Source organism: Lysinibacter sp. HNR (assembly GCF_029760935.1).
In the GTDB taxonomy this organism is placed as follows: Bacteria; Actinomycetota; Actinomycetes; order Actinomycetales; family Microbacteriaceae; genus HNR.
In genome coordinates, this window is the sequence record NZ_CP121684.1 from 1,401,141 (window position 1) to 1,424,884 (window position 23,744).

The following is a 23,744-nucleotide window of genomic DNA, read 5'->3' on the forward strand; positions in this document are numbered from 1 at the left end:
GCTGAGGGTCAGCTTAATCGTCATAGCGTTCCTGCTTGACGACCTCTCCGGTTGCCGCGTTTATGTAGAGTTCAAAAAGACTGCCAGAATCGGCTTGAACTATGACCTCCCACACGATATTGGAACGGTGAGAGTCTAGATCAAGGTAGACAACACGGCCGGGAATGGTCTGTACCGCAGTTTCGATTGCCTGATGTGCGGTGACGGCAGGCGCGGTGGTCTGCTCTCGTGACAGCCTCAGGGGGGTTTCGCGGAGGATATCACCGCTTTCGCGATCCACGTAGAGCTCAACACCGGTGTTGTCGGTGCGCAAGATCCCAACCTCCCACACTTGACGTCCACGTTCCTGTTCTAAGCCCAGCTCTACAACAGCTCCCGGTGTCGCAGTAAGAGCAACGTCGATGGCGCGTAGCGCATCTAGCGCCCCGGGTGTATCGGCTTCATCCGGAACAATTATGTCGCTGGAGTCCTGTGGTGAGTTGGGCGCCGGTGGTGTGGTATCACGCGTCTGTAGCGGTGTTATTTGGACACAGCCGCTCATGCTTAATGATGTGGTCAGAACTAGTGCGCCAACAAAGTATTTTTTTCTACCTATTGAAGCCATGATTTCTCCATCGGTTAAGTATGTGTCAATAATGTTAACACGTTATCGATAGGGAAAGCGGTTATCCAAAGGAAATTGGCTGTATTTCACCTCGTCGTCTTAGTCGTCCCAAGAGGGCCACAAAGAGTCCCACAAGGAGAAGGCTTCCCCCGACCAGCGTTGGCAGTACGGGAGTGCCAGCACCGGTAGTGCTGAGGCCGCGATAATCGTTGGTGCTCGGTCCAGTTCCAACATCCGCGGGAAGCTCCGCAACGATCTTCAGGACAACGCTCGCCACAGCGTTCGACGTAAGACCGGTAAATACCAAGGTGTGATCGCCGTACTCAGTGTCCACGGGGATGGTGATGGAAGCGCTAAACACTCCGTCACCATTGGCGGTGATTGTCGCGAGGGTTATCGGTGTTGAGTGGAGAACAGCATTTACCTGTTCCCCAGGCGCATAGCCGGTACCGTTAACTATGAGGGTATCGCCGGGGCGCAGGGTGTCGGTTGAGACGGTGAGCTGCGGGTCGGTGATCACCACCGGCGGGGCTTGTACTATAAGGGTCGTATAAGCAGCGGTTGCTGAAATGTCGCCAATAGCATTTATTGGGTAGGCTCCATCAACCGCGTCTGAGGGAACGGTGAGTGCCGTGTTAAAGGCACCGGAGGGGTCGGTTGTGGCCCGCACGCTAATCTCCGGAGTGCTTGACAGCATAACCTCAACGTTTTCTCCCGGGGCGAATCCGATACCACTCACCGTGGTGACGTCACCCGGTGAGACCACACCGGGTGATAGCGAGAGCTCTGGGGCAAAGAGGCTCGCCTCAAGAACAGACGCAATAAGCGTTGTAGCGGTGCTCTTCTCCCCGTCGTTGGCCGTCACCGTAACGGTGTAATCACCCGCGGCCTCGTAGCTGTGGCTTCCGTGAACCCTGCCATCGACGGGGTTCACGGTGTCTGTAGCTGTGCCATCTCCCCAGTGCACGGTGGCGCGATAGTTTCCTCGACCTCCGGCGAGGCTTGCCAGATGCGCCTCAAACGGGATACCTGTGGTCTGTGGCGGTACCGCTTCAGAAGTGGCTACGAGCGGATCGGGTGCGCCCCTTGTGCCGTCTGAGGCAATCGCAAACACGTGAATCCGGCCTTCTCCACGGGCGGTGCCCGGCTGGTTGGGCATGGTGAGGGAGGCAACCGTCTTATCCTGGGGGATATCAAACGGTGCAGTGGCAAAAATAGCAACCATCGTGCCATCAACGTCGCCACCCCCGGCGAGGCGTCCCGGCGAGGTGCCCACCACGATATTACCGTAGAGCGGTGCACGTGCAGCACCGGCCCAGTCACCAAAGCTCAGATCGATGGGGGTGCTGGTGCCGTCGGTAAAGTTGAGTGTACCTGTAGCCTGTTGATTTTTTTGGGTACCGGTTCCGATCACGGAGATTTGGGTCGCTCCCGCACCAAGGTTAAGGTGAATGGTCTGTCCCCGCCCAGTAGCGTTATCCGGGTGACCCTCAGGAATGTCGGGTAGGTCGGCGGTGAGTGCTGTTCCTGGAACGGTGAGGGTTTGTCCCTGAACAAAACCAGAATCGGCAAGAAGTGAGCGGGGGAAGGCGTATCCGCCCTCGTCACAGTTACCACCGGCACCGGGGTCAGCGATGCACACGTTATCAAACGACCCGAGGAGCGTCTCGTCATGATTAATAACAATCGTGGTGAGGGTGCTTGCTTGTTTGAGTCCCTCAGTAGCGGTTACCTGAACGCTATAGGTGCCCGCTTCGGTAAAGGTGTATGGTGAGGCAATCCTCCAGGCTCCTAACGCCGAGCGTGTGAGGGTAGCCGGCTGTGCTCCCGCGCCGTCGAGGAAATCAACAGTGGCGGTGTAATCAGCTGGGTTGTTACTCGTTCCCCCGGCTAAGGTAGCCAGGTTGGCACCCACTTCGACACCGAGCGCTCCGTAGATATCGGAGGTGGCGGTGAGGACGAAGGGACTCTCCCTCGTGGGTGCAGCGGGGTCTGCGAGCAACTCTATTTCTGCGAGGGTTGCCGGAGTGCCCGTGGAGGTTGCTTCCAGGCTCAGCCGATAATGGGTATAAGCCGCCGAGGCTTCAAGCTGAAAAGGTCGTGTTTGAGTGCTCCAGGTAAAGATCTCGTTGCTGCGCTGATCAAGCGGGATCCAGGTAGAACCATCGGCGGAACCGGAAAGCGTCCAGCCTGAGGGGGAGCCCCCCTCCGCCCCGTTTGTCAGAGTGTATGAGGTAACCGTGACCGGCCCACTTGCCGAGGCCCACTCGATTGTGGGTGTCTCGCTGTTGAAGGTCACGCTTGAACGCGAATTGTCATCGCTGAGTGACCGAGCGGGGGTATTGTCGGAAACTGTGGTGGTGCCAAAAGCCGGTGCTGTGGCATCAACCAGGGGAACGCGCTCGGTTGCATCAACGGTCTCATTACCCCAGCTTGAGGGGTCGGGACCCAGGTTGAAGCGGAGGGTGCCACCTTTCGTCAGGGTCTCCTGCGGAATGGTTGCGCTAGACAGTGGATTCCCGTCAAAAGAAACCGATTGAACGTACACGTTCTCGGCACTGTTTTCGGGTGCCTCAATGACCAGGTCACGGCCGTTCTTCAAATGTACGGTTGCTTTGGTGAATAGGGGAGAACCGAGTACATACTCACCGGTGCCCACCGCAGTGGGATAGAAGCCGAGCGCCGAGAACACATACCAGGCGCTGGTTTCTCCGTTGTCCTCATCTCCCGCATAGCCCTGGCCGATATCACTGCCGACAAAAAGGCGTTGGAGAATTTCCCGCACGATTTCTTGGGTTTTTGCCGGTTGTCCCGCAGCGGCATACATATACGGTATGTGGTGTGAGACCTGGTTGCTCATGCCGAGCTGGCCCATTCGCACGTCGCGCGCCTCAATCATCTCGTGGATGACACTGCCATAACCGCCAGGGTGTGTGGCGGTTTCGGGCGTCGCAAAAAATGTGTCGAGCTTGTTAATCAGTCCCTCTTGGCCCCCATAGAGAGCGGATAAGCCCTCAATATCAAAGGGCGCGTGGAAGGCGAAATTCCAGCCGTTGGTTTCGGTAAAAGCACCTCCCCACTCCAGCGGATTAAAGCTGTCTGGGGCCTGTAAGAAGCTGCCGTCGGCGTTGCGTGACTGGAAGAAGTCTGCGGTGGGATCAAAAAGGTTGCCAAACGAGCGTGCCCGCTGCAGGAAATAGAGAGACTGTTCCCGCAGTTCTTCCCTGCGTTCATGGGGTACCTCAGGATCGTCCGCGAGTTTTGCGGCCATCTGACCAATTCCCTCGTCATTGATCAATCCTTCTAAGCCCCAGGACACGCTTTCTCCGGTGGAGGCCGGGGTATATCCGAGGAAGGTGGATTGATCGAGTCCCTTGCGGCCCACCGCGTTGGAGGTGGGTAATACGGTGGCATTTTTGAGCGCCGCATCGTACGTCTCGAGAGCGAGCGGGGTGTCAAGCGCACCGTTCAGATATGCGTCGGCAAAGGCCACATCAGAGCTTGTTCCCGTCATGAGATCGGCGTAGCCGGGGGATGACCAGCGGGCAACCCAGCCGCCGTCCCTGTACTGCTGAATAAAGCCGTCAACCAGATCTTTTTCTAGTTCGGGGTAGAGCAGAGAATACGCGGGCCAGGCCGTGCGATAGGTATCCCAAAAACCATTATTGACGTAGATCTTGCCGTCGACGATCTGGGCATTAGTGGTTGTTTCGGTGGCTGATCCTGTTTGCGGGGCCACAGGGCTTGCGTATTTGTAAACGGGTGACGACACACTACCGGTGTTTTCAAACTGCGAGTTGGGATAGAGGTTCATACGGTAGAGGTTGGAGTACAGGGTGGTGAGCTGCGCGGCGCTTGCGCCCTCGACCTCGATGACACCCAGACGTTTGTTCCAGGCGGCTTGGGCATTTTCCCTGATTGTATCGAAGCTGTGTCCTGCAACCTCAAGATCGAGGTTGTGTGCGGCCTGATCAAGCGAGATAAAAGATGTTGCTAATCGCAACTCTACAATTTTGTCGTCCGAAGTATCAAAGGAGGCGTAGCGGGCCGCCGAGCGATTGCCGGAGGCGGAACCTGCAGTGGAGGGGGTTTGGTCAAACTGACCGGAGATAAACATTCTGCTGCGACCCGCTGAGAGTCCGCTGCCACCGTCGACCCAGCCACTGAGGGTGCCGTCTGCCGTGATAGTGAGGGCGGAAGCTCCAGCCACCTGGTCAACCAGTACGCTGCCGGTGTCTCCGGTAAATTGGAAGCGATATATCCCGCCGTGGTCAGTGGGTGTGACCTCTGTGGCAATACCGTTGGTGAATTTTACGCTGTAGAGATCGGGGCGAGCAATCTCATGCTTATGGTCAAACTCGAGGGCACGATTTGCGAGCGTGCCGCTCGGGCTTTCGGATGAGGAGGGCATGATCGCGAGCTGGTTGCGGTCACCCATCCAGGGGCTGGGTTCGTGTGAGATACCGATTCCCTGTAGGCGCGGTAGGTTGACGGCGTTGTTTGCCGCCGCATACTCATAGAGCCAGGTCTGGCTTGCGGCGTTGGTCATTGGGGTGAAGAAGTTAAAACCGTTTGGTACCGCGGTGGCGGGGATATTGTTACCCCGGGAAAAACTGCCGCTGGAGAGGGTTCCCCTGCGTGTATCCACGTAGTTCACCAGACTTGAACCGTCTACCGTGGGGGCGGGAGCCACGCTGATGTCGTCAAGCCACCCGGAAAAAGCGCTTCCCGCTGACCCGTCGGGGTTATTGTAGCTGAAAAGTACCGCGCGAATGCTGCGACCCGCGAGCGGGGTAAGGTCTATTCGCACAGAGTTCCACTGGCTCGCATAGAGTGCCTTCTGTGTGCCCTGTGAGAGTGCGTTAGCGCCAAACCCGTTGCCGTCGTGGAGGCCTAGCTCGGAAAGTCTTCTGCCGTCATCAAGAACAAAATCGACGGCGGAATAGGTTGCGGCATACTTAAGATCGGGGTCAAAATCGGGAAATATTTTGTAGGAAAGTTCATCGCCGGAAGAGATCGCAACGTTTACCTCAAACAGCTTGTTGGTTGCGGCGGCGGCACCGTCGGCGATATGGCTGCCCGCGTAACGCAGTGAGTGTGTGCCGCTAAAACCCGCGGAGGGCTTCATGTTGTATCCGATTGTGGGACCCGTACCGATCTCGGTGATCATCGGTGTGGGATCATCCGGGGTGGTACTTCCGTCAAGAATGTCCCAGCTTGCCAATTGCAGCATTGTGCCGCTCTGCACGGCGGTGATACTCAACCGGTAGGAGGCGTAAGCAGTCTCGTTGGAAATGGAATAGGTGTTTGTGGTGAATCGATCTCCGAAACTCTCATCGGCACGGGTATCAAGTACCGTCCAGGCTGCACCGTCGTGTGAACCCTCCAAAACAAAATTGCGAGGATCGCGCGGGGGAGAATCATTGGCTGAGGTGAGCCTGTATTCACGCACCACCGCGGGAGTACTGAGATTGTAGGTCACACTGGCGGTGGGAGTATAAGCTAACCACTTGGTGATGGGGTTGTTGTCAGCAAGGTTTGTGGCCGTCTCGTTGGGTGCGTTTTCGGCACTTGCCGTGATACCGTTCACCGTGCTCAACAGGCTTCCGGGAGTAGAGCTGCGACCGGTCACGTTGGTCTGTTGGCCGTGGGGTGTTGATTCCTCCGGAGGTAGGTCAGCAGACTCAAACGAGTTGAGGAAAGATGGCGTGGTAGCCGCGGCCGGAAGGGCAGCGGTCAGACCCGAGGTGATGATTGCTGCGGCTGTAAGAAGAGCGATGCCGGCGATACGAAGACGAAGCGGGTTCAAGCGGGTTGTGCGGGGATGAGAAAGATGGTGGCCTGAGGGTAGCAATAGGGACGGCATTGTCGGGGGGACTCCAGTCATTTGTAGTGCCAGCACCTCTCTTCGGAGGGTGCAATTAGTGCTAGAACTATATCTACTGTATTTGTCTAGCTAATGTCAACACGGACGCTATGTGCTTGTGCCGCTTAGGGAGTCGATGTGACCTTTCTCTGATCAAATTTCCATAGCAGGTGAATAAGAAACATACCGAGAGCCCCGATCCCAAAGGAGATCAGTATCTGTGGCCACACGATTTCGTAGTGCAGTAATTCCCGTGTCCGCGGAACAAGAATCAGGGCGGCGAAGATACACTGCAAACCAAAAATCAAGAGAATTTTCCAGCCTCGCAGCGGTCGTGCTAAGCAAATGAGTATCCAGGCGCTCATCATCATGACAACGATGGCGGTGAGGGTGCTGGCCGCATTTGCGCTCACATCCAAGACATTGACCGAGAGCAGATAGCTACCCAGCATCATCCCCGCGAGTATTATTCCGGCTGGTATTGCAAACTTTAAGACCCTGCCGAGAAACCCACTCTGGTATCGCCGGCTATTGGGTGCCAGGGCGAGGAAGAAAGCGGGGATGCCGATGGTGAGGCTAGAGATCACGCTCATGTGGCGGGGGAGAAAAGGGTAGGGGAGCAGTAAGACGGTTACGGCAAGCGCGAGGAGAATCGAATAAACATTTTTCATGAGGAAGAGGTTCGCGACGCGCTCAATGTTGGCCATAACGCGGCGGCCTTCCGCAAGCACCTTGGGCAAGCGCGAAAATTTGTTGTCTAGGAGGACCAGTTCCGCCACTGCTTTTGTCGCGTGTGCACCGCTGGTCATGGCAATGCCGATATCGGCATCTTTAAGCGCCAGGGTATCGTTTACCCCGTCCCCTGTCATGGCAACCGTGTTCCCCTGCTGTTGCAGAGCCTGAACGATGCGGCGTTTCTGTTCCGGGCTCACCCTGCCAAAAATCTGTTCGGTGGTGACAATTTTTGTGAATGCGTCGTCGTCCTCGGGTAGGTTGCGTGCATCAAAAGCAGTACGGGCACCCATCCCCACCGCCTGAGAAACAGCAAGAACCGTTCTGGGGCTGTCTCCCGAGATGACCTTAAGGGTGACCCCCTGTCGTTCAAAATACTGGAGGGAATCGTGTGCGTCCGGGCGAATTTTTTCGCTCAGGACAATGAGTGCAGACGGAATCAGATCATCGGGCAGCGGTTTTGTCACATCCAGTGTCGAGCTGTTGTGCATGAGGACAAGAACCCGTTTGCCCTGGTCGGCAAAATCATCTGCCCGTTCTTTAAGAGGAGAGTCTGCCTGTGCAAAGAGAACCTCGGGTGCCCCAAGAATCCAGTTGGTGGCACCGTAGGAAATAGAGCTCCACTTGCGAGAGGAGGAGAAAGTAATTTCAGAGGAGGGTTCGCCCAGCGAGAGATCGTCAAAGCCATCACGAAGAGCCTCGTTAGTTGGGGAATCGCCCCGTCTCGCCATAATCGCAAGTACCCTCAGTACTTCTGTTCTTTGAACTGTCCCTGAGGTGATAATCTCGTCAAACTTAATTTTTCCCTCGGTGAGGGTTCCTGTTTTATCGAGTAGAAGCATGTTGACACGGGCCAATCCTTCGACCGCGGGAAGTTGTTGCACCAGGACTTTTTGTCGCACTAGGGCGAGTGTGGCCAGCATAAAAGCCATCGAGGTGAGGAGTACAAGCCCCTCCGGAACCATACCAACAATCGCCGCGATGGAGCGAACGACCGCTTCCTGCCAGGTTTTGTCACCGTTATATATCTGTCCCCAGATGAGTAGTGGGGCGACAATCACTATTGTCCAGGCAACGTAGGTGAGGATTTTATTGATGCCTGCCATAAGCTCGGAGTGGGCTTTTTGAAAACGCTTTGCCTGGGAAGTGATTTGATACGCGTAGGAATCTCTCCCAACCGCGGTTACTCGCATACATCCATTACCTGCGACCACAATTGAGCCGGAAAGAACTTTGCTTGTGGCGTGTTTAAATACGGGATCAGACTCACCCGTGAGTAGTGATTCGTCGATTTCGAGGCCGTGAGAGGAAATGATCTCGCCGTCCGCTGAAATTTGATCTCCGACCCTTATCCGTATCGTGTCGTCGAGCACGATGTCAGAGGTGGAAATTTCAACCTCTTGTGAGTCTCGAATGGCATGGATGGTGGGGGCATTAAGAATGGCGAGGCGATCGAGGGTTATTTTTGCGCGTATTTCTTGGAAGATGCCGATTGCGCTATTGATAACCGCGATGAGGGCAAAGAGCGCATCTATCGGTGCTCCCACAAGTATGACGGTGACAAAAAGGGTTCCGATGAGGGCGTTAAATTTGGTAAATACATTTGCACGAACGATGTCGAGGTAGGAGCGGCTCGTCTTGTCGTCAGTGCGATTAACCTGGCCGAGCGCGACTCGGTTGGCAACCTCAGTTTTTGTCAGCCCGGTAATCTCAGTCACAGTTCCTCAGTATATAAAGTGATCATGCTCTTGCGCTGAAAAGTTCATAGGAGCGGAGTGAGAAACTTTCCTTTTATTTCACCCTATAAATAATGAAAAAATGCCCATAATGCCCTGGTCTCCTGCTTGTGTTTTCTTTAGTGTGGACGGTATCCCGGTTATATGATCTAGGTTTAATAAATAGAGATTTGGATGTGTGGCCATCAATGAAATTATGTAGATTAAGGATTTGGCACATGAAAAAACATATAAGAATAGCAGCAGTCTTTGTTTCTCTTGGTGCTTTATTAACGGGATTAACCGGGGTGACAGCCCTGCCCGCTTCAGCAAATACAAGAGCGACCGTAGTCGAAATGTGGGGATACGGAAACCTGGGAGGAGACCCCCGGGGAATCATGGTCAGTGAAAGGGTGTTGAAGAATGGAAAGTTCATCGATGGGGGAGAATTTGACCCACTGGTTGACAGTCACGGAAATTTCAGTTTTCACGTCCCATTCACGATAAATGATGCTAATCCGCAAGATACATATGAATATGAGATCAGGATTTTCCGAGGGTTCAATCTTTTTAGTATTCCCGGACTGGCGTGTGAGGTTCGTAATCAACAAGGACAGCAGATTGCGCATCAAGAAGTTATAAATGCGTCGCGGGTGAGTTGTGTATTTAAATTGAACGATCTGAAATAGGTCGTGCTGTATGAGTGAGTAAGCATGAGAAACCGCCTGTGGTGGTCAGAGGTTATCTGTTCCACCACAGGCGGTTCATGCTTAGTTGGCAGGGTAATCCTTCGTGTGGGAAGACCCAACCCGACCTGTGTTTCTCGGGATGTATTAGCGCAGGCCGGCCTGTACCTGTCCTACCATGTTGCTAAACGCGGTAAGGCCGTTGAGGACGATGTATGCCTGTTCCGGCTCGATATAGGTAACGTTGCCGTTGCTCCACGCCGTGGTGGCGCGAACCGCATCGTTATCAAGAAGTTCTTGCGAGCGGGGGCCGTTCTCCCGGATCGCGATATCGCGATCAATCACAAACAACCGGTCGGGGTTTGCGTTGAGGATGAATTCGGCTGGAACGGGGCTGTCGTTTGTGGTTCCTTCAACGTCCTCGACAGCGGGTGCAACCCCGAGTAACTCGTGGATCCATCCGTAGCGGGAGGCTGTTCCGTGAGCCGAGATCTCACCGGCGCTTGTGGAAATGATGAGTCCGGTTCCGCTGGTCTGAGCAAGTTCCTGAGACTCGCCAATCTGAGTGTCAAGAGCCTTGAGGCGCTCCGCTGCTTCGTCTTCAAGCTCGAAGATTTCTGCGAGAGTCTCAACGTGCGAGCGGAAGCTATCGAAGTAGTTCTCGAAATCGAGGGAAAGGTCGATGGTGGGGGCTACCTCTGAGAGCTCGGGAAATACCTCTGCGGTGCGGTGGGAGATGATGATCAGGTCGGGATCGATCTCGTTAAGCAATTCGTAGTTGGGTTCAAAAAGGGTACCCACGTCGGGGTAAGAGTCGCTTAGGTATTTGCTGAGATAGTCCGGGATATTGGAGTGGGGCACTCCCGCGATCTCTACGCCGAGCGTGTCGAGCGTGTCGAGGGAAGCCATATCAAAAGTGACAACTTTCTCAGGAGACAACGGAACAACTGTGCTGCCCTGTGCGTGCTCAACGGTGATTTCGGCCACGGCTTCCCCGGTAGGAGTGGGCTCGTTTGAGGTTGCGGGTGAACAGGCAGCAAGTATGAGTGTTGAGGCGGTCATGACCGCAAGTGTGCCGGTTGCGCGTGCGAATTTTGGTCGCATGGGAGGATGCTCCGTTTCTATCGGTTTAGTGATGACCGGGGTGGTTCCACGCGACTGATCGCAAACAAAAATAATCTCGCGGGGTTGAAACCAAATGTATTATTAAAGGTTTTTCAGCCCGCGAGCATATTGTTATTGAAAAGTAGCCGTATCGAGCTCCCCCAAGTCTTAGCTCTTTGCTACATCATGATTTTGCCAAAAGAATTCTTAAAATCTTATGACTGTCAGTTTTTTCTCAGCTAGTGATTGCGCGCTGAGAGACGAGTAGGGCGTTGTGACCATCAAAATTCCGCGTTTTTTAGCGTGACCGTCATGATTATATTTTTATGGTCATTCTGCGCTAACAACAAAGGTAGTCGAGTGACGTCTAGAGTGTTTGATTGAACGTTTATGTTACGGTCATTATGTGACCAGATCTGCTATTGAAACCCTTTTAGTGGTGAAACTGTCATTGAGGATAGTGAGGGTTATGCGATTCACTGCGCTGAGGCGATCGGGAGGAGTAAGGATCAACTCTCTTGATCGGGGTGGCCGTGGTTGACACCGTAGCTCTGGGAACGTTGGTGGTGCTCGCCCTAGTCGACTCGACCACGTTTGGAACTTTTGCGATTCCGATATGGTTACTCACTGTGCCGGGTAAGCTCCGCATTGGGCGTGTTTTGGTGTATCTTGCCACGGTAACACTGGGGTACTTTATTCTGGGGCTCGTTCTGTTGCTCGGAGCAACCGCGTTCTTTGATGCCTACGGCGGACTGTTGGAATCAGAGGGGTTTTTGATTATCCAGCTTTTTGTAGGTGTTGCTTTTCTTGTTGTGAGTCAGCTAATGGGTAGTAAGAGGGCTCGTGAGCGCGCTGTTGCGCGCGCCTCCGCTGGTGAGGGAAAGCTTCTTAGATGGCGTCGTCGTATCATGAGCGACTCAGAAATGGGAGGTAATCCCGCGATTATCCTGATGGGTCTGGCTTTAACTGCCGTGGCAATTGAGGCCGCCTCGATGCTCCCATACCTGTTTGCTATTGGTGTTATCACCGATCTCGAGCTTGCCTGGCCCGTGGCCGGAGCGCTATTGCTGGCGTACTGCGTGGTGATGATTGCTCCGGCACTCATTCTCACGATTATTCGTTCCGTTGCGGTGAATGCGCTAACTCGGCCCCTAGAAAAAATGGATCAGTGGTTCACCAAGAACGGGCGAACCATGACCGCGTGGGCGATTGGAATTGTAGGATTCCTACTTGTGGTGAGGGCGATCTATGATCTCGGATGGTTTTGGTGGTAGGTTGCCTACGGAATAGGTCTTGCACGGTGGGGTTGGGTTTATACGTGCCACGGTCATAATTTGCTTGAGAGCATTTGTCTGGTATACATGCCCACCTACTTGCAGATGGTAACCGGTGCCAACGCTACCGAGGCTGGATTGCTCATGATTTCTACTATGGCGGTGCTTCTTGTGACGTCTGTTCTGATGGGTAGCTGGTGAGTTGCACCGGTCCCTTGCGGTCAGGGGCCTGGGCTGGGCATGAACATGCAAATTCTGATCCTTATTGTGCGAAACTCGTCTCCCGTCACTCAGGTGGGTACCGCGACGGCGCCAAACAACTACTTTCGGTAAATCGGTGCCTCGTTCGGTTCCGCGATCGTGGGTAGCCTATGTTATTGCTAACCTCATCGGGCTGCTGAGTGAGCGTATACCCGAGGAGGGGCAGAGGAGGAACAACCAACTCGTTATACCCCCGTGATCGTTCGGGAACTTCCCGTTCCTAATAGGGGTATTGTCATCGGTTCCTAGTAATAACGCGCTTGCCACTCTGCTTCTCGACATGGTTCCCCTCACGCTTATTGCCGCTATTGTGCTTTGTTTGTGCAGGAAAAGGCCCTGTCTACCGCGATCGAGCGGGGTGCTTCTCTTGAAGCTCAAGGCAACGAGGAGGAAGCGTATGCTTCGTCCGAGCTGAACGAAGAAAAAGTGCTGCGGCCTGCGGACTCGGTGTTCTTGAAGACCTCGAGAGACGCTCTGCCCGGTTGAGCGCCCCCGTTGAGTCCTGGCTGGTAACCGCGTCACAAGTCTTTCCTGACCAGGTCTCTGTGGAATTTATGGTAAGTATTCATGGCAACATTAACCAGATGATATGGGCTTCCCCTAGTGCAAGAAGGCTCAATGGAAATCTCTTGAGCGCCTTGCTAATATTGCATAAAATAGTGTGGTGCAGCCCATCACTGTATTGATCAAGGAGGATGCCGTGTATGACCCGTAGCCCGCTCCGATTGAGGCGTTCTGTGGGGTGTGAGGGTTGTGTTGACAGGGCCCGTCACAGTTCCGGGTGTAGAACGGCTACGTGAAATTATGGCGTCTGGTATGACGGCAAAGATGCTCGGTATTCGTTGGGTAAACACAAGTTCGCTTGTGAATGCGCTAGAGGTTGGTGGTGTGCTCTCTGATCTCTGGGCTGTTCGCTCAGAACAAGCCGGATCGGGTCAAGGTGCCACCTAAATATGTAATAACAGGCCTCGACCTATGGGGCCGTGGGCGCCATAGATTTGTATTGCTCGATTTAGTTGTAAATCGTTTACTGCAAAAATACCGAATCAGAGTTACTGGTTTTTCTCACTTTATGTTAATTCTGGGAGGTTTTTCATAAACGAATGCTTTCGATGGGTTACTCTTTGCTAAGAGAACCTTTGAGGATTTGGATTGTTATGTTACACAAAATATTGGATAGCGTGGAAAGTGCTACGGGCCAGACCTCTTGCCCTGGTGTTTCGAGGTCTGCAAGTCATCAAACTTTGCTATTAAGAGGTCACGCTCTAACAAAGCGATATGCCGTTACGATTTTTCTTGCTCTAGGTGTAAAATATTTTGTTATTATGCTGAGTGCACTGTTACCGACCCCGCGGATGGATACTAAGGCGAACCCTTGTGTCTTCCAATCCGCAGGTTTACCGCATGCGTAATTTTTTCTCCGCTGTTATCGGTAAGACTGTGCGGCAGGTGGCTCGGTTGCGCGGTGGTGGATCTGCGCTGCCTGGTCTTGTGGTCGAACGCCTGGACCCGGGATACCTTGCCAGGGTGCTTGGTCAGCTTCCTCACGGCGTTGTTGTTGTGAGTGGCACCAACGGTAAGACAACAACAACCAAGATGATTGTTGAGATGCTTGAGTCTCGTGGACTGCGTGTGTTTACGAACCGCACCGGATCCAACTTTTCTCGCGGAGTTATTGCCGCAGCACTGCAGGAGTGCAGTATCTCTGGCAAGCTTGACGCGGACGTCGCGGTGCTTGAACTCGATGAAGCCCACGCGATGTATTTTATTGAGCAGGTTAAGCCTCGCTTCACATTATTGCTGAACGTGCTGCGGGACCAGCTGGATCGTTTTGGTGAGATCGATACCACGGCAAAGTTGCTGCAACGGATCGCCGACGCGACGACCGAGGGACTGGTTGTGAATCGCGAGGATCGGCTCGTCGCTGAAATCGGGGAACGAACACGCACTCGTAAGATCTCTCCACCGCGGGTGCGGGAATTCGGCCTCTCGAACGCGCTGCTCTCTACCTTTCCCAGTGACGACGATTTTCATGCGGGTGTCGCGGAAGTCGCAGGTGCAGTAGAGCGACCCGACGCGGACGTGATGCTCATTGAGATGGATGATCGCGAAGCTGTGTTTCGCATTGACGGCCAGGACTTCCGCGCCGAGCTGCAACTTGAAGGACTCTACAATATTTTTAATGCGGCGGCAGCGCTCTCGACGGTGCGAATGGTGTTGCAAGACTCGGGTCTTGCCGCACAAGCTGAGGGTCATCGGGTGGAAACAGAGAATAAGATGTTGGTTTCCTCTCTCGCCGAGGTTCGTCCAGCCTTTGGCCGAGGCGAAAAACTGGTGTTGGACGGACAGCCTCTTAACCTTGTTCTCGTAAAAAACCCTGCAGGTTTCCGGCTTGCCCTCGCATCCTTTGATCCCGATGGTGTCGCTGTGATGATCGCAATCAACGATCAATATGCCGATGGCCGTGACATGTCGTGGTTGTGGGACGTCGATTTTACCTCGCTTGCAACGCGGGGAGTTGCGACCGTGAGCGGTACGCGTGCTTGGGACATGGCGTTGCGGTTGGAACACGACGATGTTCCGGTTGGCAGTGTCCAGGAGAACCTGAGTGAGGCACTACGTGAGTTCTGTGATGCTAGCGTTGATCAGCCTCGTCTCATCTATTGCACATACACCGCCATGCTTGCCCTCCGCAAAGAACTTGCCGAACTGACTGAAGTGGAGAATGTCTGGTGAGTGAAACCTCCCAAGAGCTTTTGATTGTCTCTCTGTACCCGCGTGATATGAATATTTATGGTGATCGCGGTAACGTGCTCGCCCTGACCCGTCGCGCTCGTGCCCATCGCTTTACTCCACGAGTCGTCGAGGTGAATCCCGGAGACGCTTTACCCGAGCACATTGACATTATGATCGGTGGTGGTGGCCAGGACTCCGGCCAAAGCCGGGTTGTCAAGGATTTGGCTCAGCGCGCTGAGACGATTCGGGATCTCGCAGCGGACGGCATCCCGATGCTGATGGTGTGCGGCCTGTACCAACTATTCGGTCACCGTTTCATTACGCACGACGGAGACGAGCTGATGGGCATCGGCGTGCTTGACGTTGAGACTCGCGGGGGAGCAGAGCGTATGATTGGTAACACCGTACTCGACTCCGAAGAATTTGGTGAGATCATCGGCTACGAGAACCACAGCGGTAACACGACACTGGGTCCGGAATCGCGTCCCCTGGGGCGGGTGATCCAGGGTGCGGGCAATAATCCCCATGACGGGGTGGAGGGTGCTCGATCAGCCAGTGTGATCGGTACCTATCTGCACGGATCTTTGCTACCGAAGAATCCCGCTCTTAGCGACTTCTTGATTGGCAAAGCAGCAACACGGCGCTACGGCTCATTTACCCCGGTCGCCGGGGAAGACCCCACAGCGCACCGCGCCCGAGAAAGTGCGAGGCGTCGCCCGCGGTAGTGAGTCGTTCGTGAGCTTCGGGGATGAAGCCTTCTATGGACCCTCGTGAGGTGTTGTTGCTTTCATCATCTGGGCAGGTAGCAGTGGCAAAACGTTTCACAAGTGTGGTCGGAGCATCGTCGTGGCCGTGTGTGAGGCAAACGGATTGACCAGACGCGCATATTATTCTCTTCCTTACGTTTATGCTAGCGTTTTGTTGGATGGTTATGTACTTGGCTCATCAGGGAGGGAATCTCATACATGTCCGCATCCAAACCAGAGCATATTGCCGACGAACTGCTTAAACGGCAAATACAGTACTACTCTGACCGTGCCCCCGTATACAACGATTGGTGGCTGCGAAAAGGTTCTTTTGACCAGGGCGACGAATTGAATAGGGTCTGGTTCGATGACATCAACGCTGTGTCGAGAGTGCTTGAAGACACAGAGCTGGGTCAGGAATGTATCGAGCTTGCACCCGGCACCGGAATGTGGTCTGTCAAGCTTGCGCCCCGCGTAGCCAGATTGACGCTGGTAGACGGTTCGCATGAGATGCTGCGCTATAACCCTGTTGTTGCGGAGCCGAATGTGCGCGTCGAAATTGCAAATCTTTTTGAATGGCAGCCTTCCCGGACCTACGATTCCGTGGTTTTTAGCCTGTGGGTCTCCCACATTCCCGAGGAGAGGCTTGACGGATTTTTTCAATTGGTCTCTAACCTATTGGTTCCCGGCGGTGCGATTTTTTTCATCGAGAATTTGCAGGGTGCCGACAGCGCATCCTGTGTAGAGGGAGGGGAGGGAGAGACAAGCGTGCGTCCGCTGAACGACGGACGCACCGCAACCATCGTGAAAAACTTTTTTAGTGACGAACGCCTGACCGAGTCGGCGGACACCGCTGGCATTGATCTCCAATTGCTCCATACCAAGTATTTTCTCGTGGGGCAGGGAACCAAGCGTTAGCCACGTGCGAGCCTGGTCGGTCCCACGTGTTCAGTATGGGCTTAGATCGGGTTAGCGACGAGGTTGACCGGCTGCCGCTGATCCGAGGAGTTATGCGCGCGGTGGACGGGTCTTTGTTGTCGTTTAAAAACTGGGGGGTGCTCAGCCTGTTTGGGTCTCAGCGAGGGAACGCTCGAGCAGCTCACGAAGCACGTCACGATCTATCCCGGTCAGTCTGGTGAGGTAAAGACATACTTTGCTGGCACGATGTTTACCGAGCTTCTCCATTAGATCGGGCCAGTGTTCTGAGAAGTCATTATTGAGATAGATCGTGTGCTGACGGGGGCCCGGTGCGAAAGCTAGCAGCGGGGCGCGACCCTCGTGTCCGCTCTCGTAACGGTAGGTGTATTCTCCGAAACCGAGGATGCGCTTTGCCCACACGACAGGTTCTTTGCCGCTCACTTCTTTGAAGAGTGTGAGCAATTCCTCGGCCTCGGTACGTCGGGGCCCTGTGGCGCGGTCGAGGACCTCTTCGATGGGAAAATCGGACGGGGACATCGCGGGTTGCTTCGTGGCCAATGGGTGCTCCTCGCAATCGTGATGGGTATTTCAAGTGTATAGCGACAGCACAATCAGCGGGATCGGTTATTTCAGCGAACTCTCTGCTGTCTGCGCTACCCAAAAGGTCAGGCTTTATTCTGGTTGCGGCGGGGGGTCTGCTGAGTGTGATTGCTTCGGTGAGTCGTATGGCTACTCCCCGTGCTGTGCCTCACTGGAGCTGATCACAATGGCGAGTGCACGCGCTCCTGAGCATTTGGGTGTGCAATTGAGGTTAGAACAAAAGCGAGAGAGTCAATAACTTCAGGAATTACTCGGTAGTGCGCCCATACTCCTCGCTTTTCGCGGGCAAGTATTCCGGAATCGGTCATGATCTTCAGGTGGTGGGAGACAGTGGGCTGTTTGATTCCTAGGGGTTTGGGCATATCACAAGCGCAAAGCTCCCCGCCATCGGCCGCCGCGATCATAGACAGTAGTCGCAATCGGGTTGGGTCGGAGATTACCTTGAGGATGCGTCCCAAATCATCAGCTTGGGTCGTGTTCAGTACGCGTTCAGCACCAGGGGCGCAGCACGTTATCTGTTCCACTGTCGAAATTACCATGAGATAACAATGACATACATATTGACAATCGTCAATGTCTGGTGCATGATATGAAGATATCGATAGCCATCAATATAAGGCTGCGTGGAACAGAATGGAGTAAACCAATGACCTCAGTAGTGCTCTTTGATTCGGAGTCGTGCTGCAATACCGCGAACGATGGTGGCGCTGGTGCGCGTGGAGTAGCCGAGTTCGTCGCTGCATCCAAACGGCTGGAAGCACGGGGTGTAACCGCTAGCAGGTTCACGCTCAGTTCGGCTCCGGAGGAGTTCGTGGCCAATACCGAAATTGCACAGTTGCTCGCTGCCAGTGGCGCGTCGGCACTGCCTGCTCTCGTGATTGACGGCGAGATTAAAGCCTCGGGCCGCTACCCAAGCATCGAAGAGCTTGTTGCCTGGACAGGTGTTAGTCTTCCCTCAAGTGAGACAACGCTGTCACTTGTGCAGGACGAGATAGCGTGCTGCTCGATCGAAACCCTTGCTCAGGCTGTTCGGTGAGCGCCCCCCTGGTCGCGCTTCAGGACGCGCCAAAGTTCCTGTTTTTTACCGGTAAAGGCGGCGTGGGAAAAACTTCGCTTGCATGCGCTGCAGCGGTTGCGTTGGCTGACCAGGGCAAACGCGTCCTACTCGCCTCAACAGACCCAGCTTCTAACGTGGGCCAGATGTTTGAACAGGCCGTTGGGGTTAGCGTCACACCTATCACTACCGTACCGAGACTGTCTGCGATAGAGATCGACCCAAACCAGGCCGCAGAAGCTTACCGAGAACGAATCTTGGGTCCCGTCCGTTCGGTTCTTCCCTCGGAAGTAGTAGCCGGAATCGAGGAACAGCTTTCCGGTGGCTGCACAACTGAGATAGCCGCATTTGACGAGTTTACATCGCTGCTTACAAACCCCAGCGTGCTCGCAGACTTTGATCACATTGTCTTTGATACTGCACCAACCGGACACACAATCCGGATGCTACAACTCCCCGCTGCCTGGACAGGATTCATCGAGAACTCTGACGGTGCCGTATCTTCGGTCGGCCCACTCGCTGGGCTTGCAAAGAACCGCCGACGCTACTCAGGAGCAGTGGATGCACTCGCTGACCCAACACAGACACTCCTAGTGTTGGTAACGCGAGCACAGACAAGTGCGCTGGCTGAGGCTGCCCGCACCAGCGACGAACTGCGCGAGTTGGGTATCAATCGGCAACACCTAATAGTGAATGGTGTTTTGCCCGCCCACGAAGCAGAAGGGGATGTAATAGCAGCAGCAGTGGTGGCCCGCGAGTCTGCCGCTATCAGTGCGATGCCCAAAAACTTGGCCGAGATACCACAAGATGATGTAACGCTACGACCAGAAAACGTTATGGGAGCCAATTTGCTCCGCAATCTTCTCCGGGAAGCACTCCCGGTTCCGATGCTCCCGGGTAGATCGGATGTTGAGCAAGTCAATATTGGATCCCTGGAGCCCTTGATTGATGAACTGGCGTCCGCTGGTCATGGCCTAGTCATGACGATGGGTAAGGGCGGGGTGGGGAAAACCACAATCGCGGCTGCAATAGCTGTAGGACTAGCCCAACGTGGGCACCAGGTTCACTTGACAACGTCTGATCCAGCCGCGCATCTCGATGAGACGATAGGTTCACCATCTGATCGAATCACTGTGTCACGCATCGATCCAGAGTCGGAGCGTGAGCGCTACAAATCACACGTCCTAAACACCCGTGGGGTAAATTTAGACACGCAAGGTCTTGCCGTTCTTGCCGAGGATTTAGAATCCCCTTGCACTGAGGAAATCGCAGTCCTCCAGGCGTTCGCTGGAACCGTTATCGAAGCTAGGAATAGTTTTGTCGTGATGGACACCGCGCCTACCGGGCACACCCTCCTGCTCCTCGACGCGGCAGGTGCGTATCACCGGGAAGCGATTCGTCAGCTTGGCACCGACGACAACACCCTGTCTGCCACTCTGGGGATACTTCAAGACCCCATAACCACCAAAGTACTCATCACAACCCTGGCGGAAGCAACTCCCATACTGGAAGCGACTGCTCTCCAAGAGGAACTCCGTCGCGCACATATCGAACCATGGGGGTGGGTAATTAACCAGTCACTAAACGGTCTCGAACTGGAATCAACACTTCTTGGGGCACGGGCCGCCTCCGAAGTGCCACACCTTCGAGTAGTTCTCGACACCCTCGCACGCCGTGTCGCCATCGTTCCGTTACAAGCGAGCGAGCCACGAGGAACAGTAGCGCTGACTGAACTCGCTTCCGCAGCGCTGACCACCGTCAACTAAATGTATTTGGGGTGTGCGTGTTATAGACCTGATCTGTAACACGCACACCCCGCTCTTGTCAGGCTCACCTAACAGGTGTAGAGGAAACGATTCGGTGTCTGGTTGTGTGTGACGAGATTACTGTACTCGATCTCACTGGAGCATTCTCAAAATTCACAAACCACGGTTAGGTGTTTGAGTACGTCTTGGGTGCCCCCGGCTGGATTCGAACCAGCGACCAACAGATTAGAAGGCTGTTGCTCTATCCCCTGAGCTACGGAGGCGACAAGGAATCATTTTAGCGCAATACGGTGCTGCACGTCGAAACGATTCCTCGGACACGGCGCAGAAATGTAATACTTAGCCCGTAACCCCCAGGGTAAAGGGTGCGCGAAGCAGCGATTCGGCGCGGGACGACGGTCCCACGAGAAGTTCAAACTCGCCTGCCTCAACGATACGATTGCCCGAAGCGTCCACGATTGTGCACTCTGAGGCTGGAACCTGCAGGTCGAGCGTTACGCTTTCGCCGGGCATCAGGTCCACCTGTCGGTAGGCCTTAAGCTCCTTCTCAGCCCAGCTCACGGAAGTGACCGTGTCGCTCACATACACCTGAACCGTTTCGCGAACGGGTCTTGTTCCCGTGTTATGGAGCGTAACCTCGGCCCGCACCGTATCCGTAAGGCCCAGCGCATCGCGGGCTATCCGCAGCCCCGAGTATTCCACCGTTGTGTAAGAGAGTCCTTCGCCAAAAGCAAAGGCTGGACTCTGGGTGAGATCCGCGTAGCGGGTTCCGTGCTGGCCACGAATCTGGTTGTAGTAGGTGGGCTGCTGGCCCGAGTGGAGAGCAAAGGAGATGGGGAGTCTGCCGCTGGGTTCGATAAGACCCAGGATGACCTCTGCGAGCGCCCGGCCACCCTCCATCCCGGGGTTGGCGGCCCAGATGAGCGCGGATGCTCCCAGCGCTGATTCGGGAAGAACCAGTGGTTTAGAGGCGAGTAGCACAACTATCATCGGGGTTCCGGTCTCTGCGAGCGCATCCAACAGAGCGACCTGACCGCCGATGAGTTCGAGTGTTGCGGTGGAGCGTCCCTCACCCACCAATTCGATGCGGTCTCCCACCACGGCGACCACGTAGTCCGCTGCCCGCGCTGCGGCTACGGCCTCTGTGATCATCTGCTCGTCCGGTTTGCAGGGTACAACAATCTGTGGTCGGGGCTGGCCGTCGGGAAAGAATTCGCCCTCGGGGTCGGGGGCGAGCGTGAGGATATCCGCCCCCTGAGCGTGCAGTACGTTCCAGTTGCTGGGGGAGAACTTCTGCATCCCGTCGAGCGCCGTGGTTATCATGTCTCGCGGGTGGCCGTTGGGGATCCAACCGGCCTGCCCCGAGGATCCAGCCCAATCGCCGAGTTGGGTCTGGGCGTCGTTTGCGAGCGGACCCACCACGGCGATTGTCTTGGGCTGGCCGGGTGCTGGTGTCTGCGTCGCGTTCTGCTGATGAGCGTTGGGGGTGTGTGCCTGTGACGTGCCTGCGTGAGCATTACGCACGGCTCGACCGGAGCTGTCCGCAACAAATCCGCCGTCAAGGGGGAGTGCTCCATCGTTTTTGAGGAGCACCAGTGAGCGTCTTGCGATCTCCAGGTTAACCTCCCTGTGTCCGGCGTTGCCGATCACTGATTGCCGGGCCGTGTCGGGCCGACGGGGGTCTTCAAAGAGTCCAAGCTCAAACTTGAGCGTGAGGATGCGCGACACTGCGGTGTCGAGGTCGGATTCTTTGAGGAGCCCCTGATCGACGGCATCGAGTGCTCCTCGGAAAAATTTCGGGGTTGTCATGACCAGGTCGTTCCCGGCCAAAACTGCCGCCGCTGCGGCGTGTGCGTAGTCGGGCTGCACCTGCTGTTCCCACACCAGGCGTCCCACGTTGTCCCAATCGGTGACGAGGGTTCCCGTATATCCCCACTCGCCGCGCAGCACGTCGTTGAGTAGCCAGTCGTTGATGGTGATTGGTACCCCGTCGGTGCTCTGGTAGCCGAGCATAAAGGTGCGGCAGCCCTCACGCGCCACGCGTTCGAACGGGGGAAGGAACCAGGAACGTAGCTTGCGCCTGGAGATATCTGCTTCGCTCGCATCCCGGCCGCCCTGCGTTTCGGAGTATCCCGCAAAGTGTTTAGCCGTGGCGAGGATGGCGGTGGGGTCGGTGAGTCCGCTGCCCTGGTATCCACGCACCATTGCGGAGGCGAGCTCACCGATGAGGAAGGGGTCTTCCCCAAAAGTTTCGTTAACCCGACCCCAGCGCAGGTCTCGTGAGATGCAGAGAACGGGCGAGAAAGTCCAGTGAATTCCGGTGGCGGCGGCCTCGATCGCGGTGATCTGGGCCGCCTTTTCGAGGAGCCCGATGTCCCAGGAGGCGGCCATGCCCAACTGGGTGGGGAATATGGTTGCCCCCTCCCAGAAGGAATGGCCGTGAATACAATCCTCACCCACCAAAAGAGGGATCTGAAGCTCGGTTTGGGTAACAAGCTCGTGTGCTCGGATGACCCGTTCGGGGGAGGTATGCAGGATTGAACCCACATGAGTGCGTAGCACATGGTCTTCGAGGTCGTCGCGGGCATCAAGCTGGAGCATCTGCCCCACTTTTTCTTCCAGGCTCATACGACCCAGGAGGTCCGCAACGCGCTCCGTAATGGGGAGAGAGCTATTGCGATAGGGGAGGTCTGTGAGGTTCACGATTTTTTCCTTACGGGTTGGGTGCGTACGGTGGTGACACTGCTTGAAATTTTGATACCTTTTTTACGCATGGCGCGGGCACGTTCACCCGCTGAGCGTAGGTGAGGATTCACATACTCGTCGATGCCAAAGTTAATCAGGGAGAGGGCCATCCCAAGAAGCGCAATGCACAGACCGGCAGGCACGTACCACCACCAGTAATCGGGAAATGCCCCGTTTTGCTGCGCCCAAAAGAGGATGGTTCCCCAGTTGAGATTGGTGATGGGGATGACTCCCACAAAGGCCAGGGTGGTGAGGCCCAACACGGCAGCAATAACCGTTCCCACGAAGCTTGAGGCGATTATTGCGGTGAGGTTGGGAAGCATCTCCACCCCGATGATCCGGTACAGAGGCTCCCCGTTGGCGCGGGCAGCCTGAATAAAGTCCCGGTTGCGCAGTGACATTGTTTGCGCGCGCAACACTCGTCCGCCCCAGGCCCAACCGGTGATCGCCAGTACGCTGGAAATGAGGAGCAGGCTGGGGTTTTGATACTGGGAGGCAACGATGATGATGAGGGGCAAAGCGGGGAGAACAAGAAAAACGTTGGTGAGGGCTGAGAGCGATTCGCTCCGCCAGCCGCGCACGTATCCCGCTGTGACACCGATCACCACCGCTATCAAGGTGGCGATAATTCCTGCGGAGAATCCGACCACAAGAACCCCGCGGGTTCCGTAGATAAGTTGACTGAGAACGTCCTCGCCCATGTGGGTGGTTCCCAACCAGTGTGACCCGGAGGGCGGTTGTCTCAGTGCACTGAAGTCCTTTTCCAACGGTCCGTAGGGTGCAAGCACATCACTGAAGATCGCAACCAGGGAGAAGAAACCGAGAATACACAGCCCGGTGATCGACTTGCCGTTGCGGAACATGGCAAAGGAACGGCCCATCCTTGCGAGGAAGGAGTTTTTACGCTGACCCTGCTCGGGAGGTTCAGACATGATAA

General features: G+C 55.2%; 16 protein-coding genes and 1 tRNA gene. 8 read left to right on the plus strand and 9 right to left on the minus strand.

Going from position 1 to position 23,744, the window contains the following annotated elements:
- Positions 1-13: 13 nt before the first annotated feature.
- From FrondiHNR_RS06315 to FrondiHNR_RS06325, 3 genes are all read right to left on the minus strand, one after another.
- Positions 14-604, minus strand: coding sequence for a PepSY domain-containing protein (locus tag FrondiHNR_RS06315; RefSeq protein WP_279354390.1), 591 nt, complete (start codon positions 602-604; stop codon positions 14-16).
- Positions 605-665: 61 nt separating this feature from the next.
- Complete coding sequence (locus FrondiHNR_RS06320; protein WP_279354391.1) at positions 666-6,491, minus strand: GH92 family glycosyl hydrolase; 5,826 nt, start codon at positions 6,489-6,491, stop codon at positions 666-668.
- A gap of 104 nt (positions 6,492-6,595) precedes the next feature.
- Positions 6,596-8,920, minus strand: coding sequence for an HAD-IC family P-type ATPase (locus tag FrondiHNR_RS06325; RefSeq protein WP_279354392.1), 2,325 nt, complete (start codon positions 8,918-8,920; stop codon positions 6,596-6,598).
- 236 nt (positions 8,921-9,156) lie between these two features.
- On the opposite strand from FrondiHNR_RS06325, the gene FrondiHNR_RS06330 reads away from it, so the two are divergent.
- On the plus strand, positions 9,157-9,606 hold the full coding sequence (locus FrondiHNR_RS06330; RefSeq protein ID WP_279354393.1) for a hypothetical protein: 450 nt from the start codon (positions 9,157-9,159) through the stop codon (positions 9,604-9,606).
- A 144-nt stretch (positions 9,607-9,750) separates the two neighbouring features.
- Here the strand turns inward: FrondiHNR_RS06330 and FrondiHNR_RS06335 are convergent, their stop codons facing one another.
- Positions 9,751-10,707: a siderophore ABC transporter substrate-binding protein gene (locus FrondiHNR_RS06335; protein WP_279354394.1), complete on the minus strand. Its 957-nt coding sequence runs from the start codon at positions 10,705-10,707 to the stop codon at positions 9,751-9,753.
- Positions 10,708-11,234: 527 nt separating this feature from the next.
- On the opposite strand from FrondiHNR_RS06335, the gene FrondiHNR_RS06340 reads away from it, so the two are divergent.
- The 5 genes from FrondiHNR_RS06340 (at position 11,235) to FrondiHNR_RS06360 (ending at position 16,642) form a co-directional block, all read left to right on the plus strand.
- Entirely contained in the window at positions 11,235-11,981 is a 747-nt protein-coding gene (locus tag FrondiHNR_RS06340; RefSeq protein ID WP_279354485.1) for a GAP family protein, read from the plus strand.
- 1,014 nt (positions 11,982-12,995) lie between these two features.
- On the plus strand, positions 12,996-13,193 hold the full coding sequence (locus FrondiHNR_RS06345; RefSeq protein ID WP_279354395.1) for a hypothetical protein: 198 nt from the start codon (positions 12,996-12,998) through the stop codon (positions 13,191-13,193).
- Positions 13,194-13,646: 453 nt separating this feature from the next.
- Positions 13,647-14,978, plus strand: coding sequence for a Mur ligase family protein (locus FrondiHNR_RS06350; protein WP_279354486.1), 1,332 nt, complete (start codon positions 13,647-13,649; stop codon positions 14,976-14,978).
- Positions 14,975-15,703 carry a glutamine amidotransferase gene (locus FrondiHNR_RS06355; RefSeq protein ID WP_279354396.1) on the plus strand — a complete coding sequence of 243 codons (729 nt, stop codon included), beginning with the start codon at positions 14,975-14,977 and terminating at the stop codon, positions 15,701-15,703. Before FrondiHNR_RS06350 ends, FrondiHNR_RS06355 begins: the two co-directional genes overlap by 4 nt.
- 240 nt (positions 15,704-15,943) lie before the next feature.
- Positions 15,944-16,642, plus strand: coding sequence for a class I SAM-dependent methyltransferase (locus FrondiHNR_RS06360; RefSeq protein WP_279354397.1), 699 nt, complete (start codon positions 15,944-15,946; stop codon positions 16,640-16,642).
- A 141-nt stretch (positions 16,643-16,783) separates the two neighbouring features.
- Here FrondiHNR_RS06360 and FrondiHNR_RS06365 read toward each other — a convergent pair whose 3' ends face one another.
- On the minus strand, positions 16,784-17,200 hold the full coding sequence (locus FrondiHNR_RS06365; protein ID WP_279354398.1) for a DUF1801 domain-containing protein: 417 nt from the start codon (positions 17,198-17,200) through the stop codon (positions 16,784-16,786).
- A 203-nt stretch (positions 17,201-17,403) separates the two neighbouring features.
- A complete protein-coding gene (locus FrondiHNR_RS06370) occupies positions 17,404-17,781 on the minus strand; it encodes a metalloregulator ArsR/SmtB family transcription factor (protein WP_279354399.1) in 378 nt (125 codons plus the stop codon).
- A 107-nt stretch (positions 17,782-17,888) separates the two neighbouring features.
- On the opposite strand from FrondiHNR_RS06370, the gene FrondiHNR_RS06375 reads away from it, so the two are divergent.
- Both FrondiHNR_RS06375 and arsA read left to right on the plus strand, forming a co-directional pair.
- Complete coding sequence (locus tag FrondiHNR_RS06375; RefSeq protein WP_279354400.1) at positions 17,889-18,278, plus strand: arsenic metallochaperone ArsD family protein; 390 nt, start codon at positions 17,889-17,891, stop codon at positions 18,276-18,278.
- Positions 18,275-20,062 (plus strand): arsenical pump-driving ATPase, encoded by a 1,788-nt coding sequence (gene arsA / locus FrondiHNR_RS06380; RefSeq protein WP_279354401.1) that lies wholly within the window; start codon positions 18,275-18,277, stop codon positions 20,060-20,062. The genes FrondiHNR_RS06375 and arsA overlap by 4 nt, the downstream gene beginning before the upstream one ends.
- Positions 20,063-20,252: 190 nt before the next feature.
- Here the strand turns inward: arsA and FrondiHNR_RS06385 are convergent.
- The 3 genes from FrondiHNR_RS06385 to FrondiHNR_RS06395 form a co-directional block, all read right to left on the minus strand.
- A tRNA-Arg gene (locus FrondiHNR_RS06385) sits at positions 20,253-20,325 on the minus strand.
- A 76-nt stretch (positions 20,326-20,401) separates the two neighbouring features.
- Positions 20,402-22,765: a glycoside hydrolase family 3 N-terminal domain-containing protein gene (locus FrondiHNR_RS06390; RefSeq protein WP_279354402.1), complete on the minus strand. Its 2,364-nt coding sequence runs from the start codon at positions 22,763-22,765 to the stop codon at positions 20,402-20,404.
- Positions 22,762-23,739 carry an ABC transporter permease gene (locus FrondiHNR_RS06395; protein ID WP_279354487.1) on the minus strand — a complete coding sequence of 326 codons (978 nt, stop codon included), beginning with the start codon at positions 23,737-23,739 and terminating at the stop codon, positions 22,762-22,764. Before FrondiHNR_RS06395 ends, FrondiHNR_RS06390 begins: the two co-directional genes overlap by 4 nt.
- Positions 23,740-23,744: the final 5 nt, after the last annotated feature.

Bases quoted from the DNA above. Each gene is read 5' to 3' on its own strand.
- FrondiHNR_RS06375 (WP_279354400.1), top strand. From the start codon at position 17,889: ATGACCTCAGTAGTGCTCTTTGATTCGGAGTCGTGCTGCAATACCGCG.
- FrondiHNR_RS06320 (WP_279354391.1), bottom strand. From the start codon at position 6,491: ATGACTGGAGTCCCCCCGACAATGCCGTCCCTATTGCTACCCTCAGGC.
- FrondiHNR_RS06370 (WP_279354399.1), bottom strand. From the start codon at position 17,781: ATGGTAATTTCGACAGTGGAACAGATAACGTGCTGCGCCCCTGGTGCT.
- FrondiHNR_RS06395 (WP_279354487.1), bottom strand. From the start codon at position 23,739: ATGTCTGAACCTCCCGAGCAGGGTCAGCGTAAAAACTCCTTCCTCGCA.
- FrondiHNR_RS06330 (WP_279354393.1), top strand. From the start codon at position 9,157: ATGAAAAAACATATAAGAATAGCAGCAGTCTTTGTTTCTCTTGGTGCT.
- FrondiHNR_RS06335 (WP_279354394.1), bottom strand. From the start codon at position 10,707: ATGCGACCAAAATTCGCACGCGCAACCGGCACACTTGCGGTCATGACC.
- FrondiHNR_RS06350 (WP_279354486.1), top strand. From the start codon at position 13,647: ATGCGTAATTTTTTCTCCGCTGTTATCGGTAAGACTGTGCGGCAGGTG.
- FrondiHNR_RS06360 (WP_279354397.1), top strand. From the start codon at position 15,944: ATGTCCGCATCCAAACCAGAGCATATTGCCGACGAACTGCTTAAACGG.
- FrondiHNR_RS06315 (WP_279354390.1), bottom strand. From the start codon at position 604: ATGGCTTCAATAGGTAGAAAAAAATACTTTGTTGGCGCACTAGTTCTG.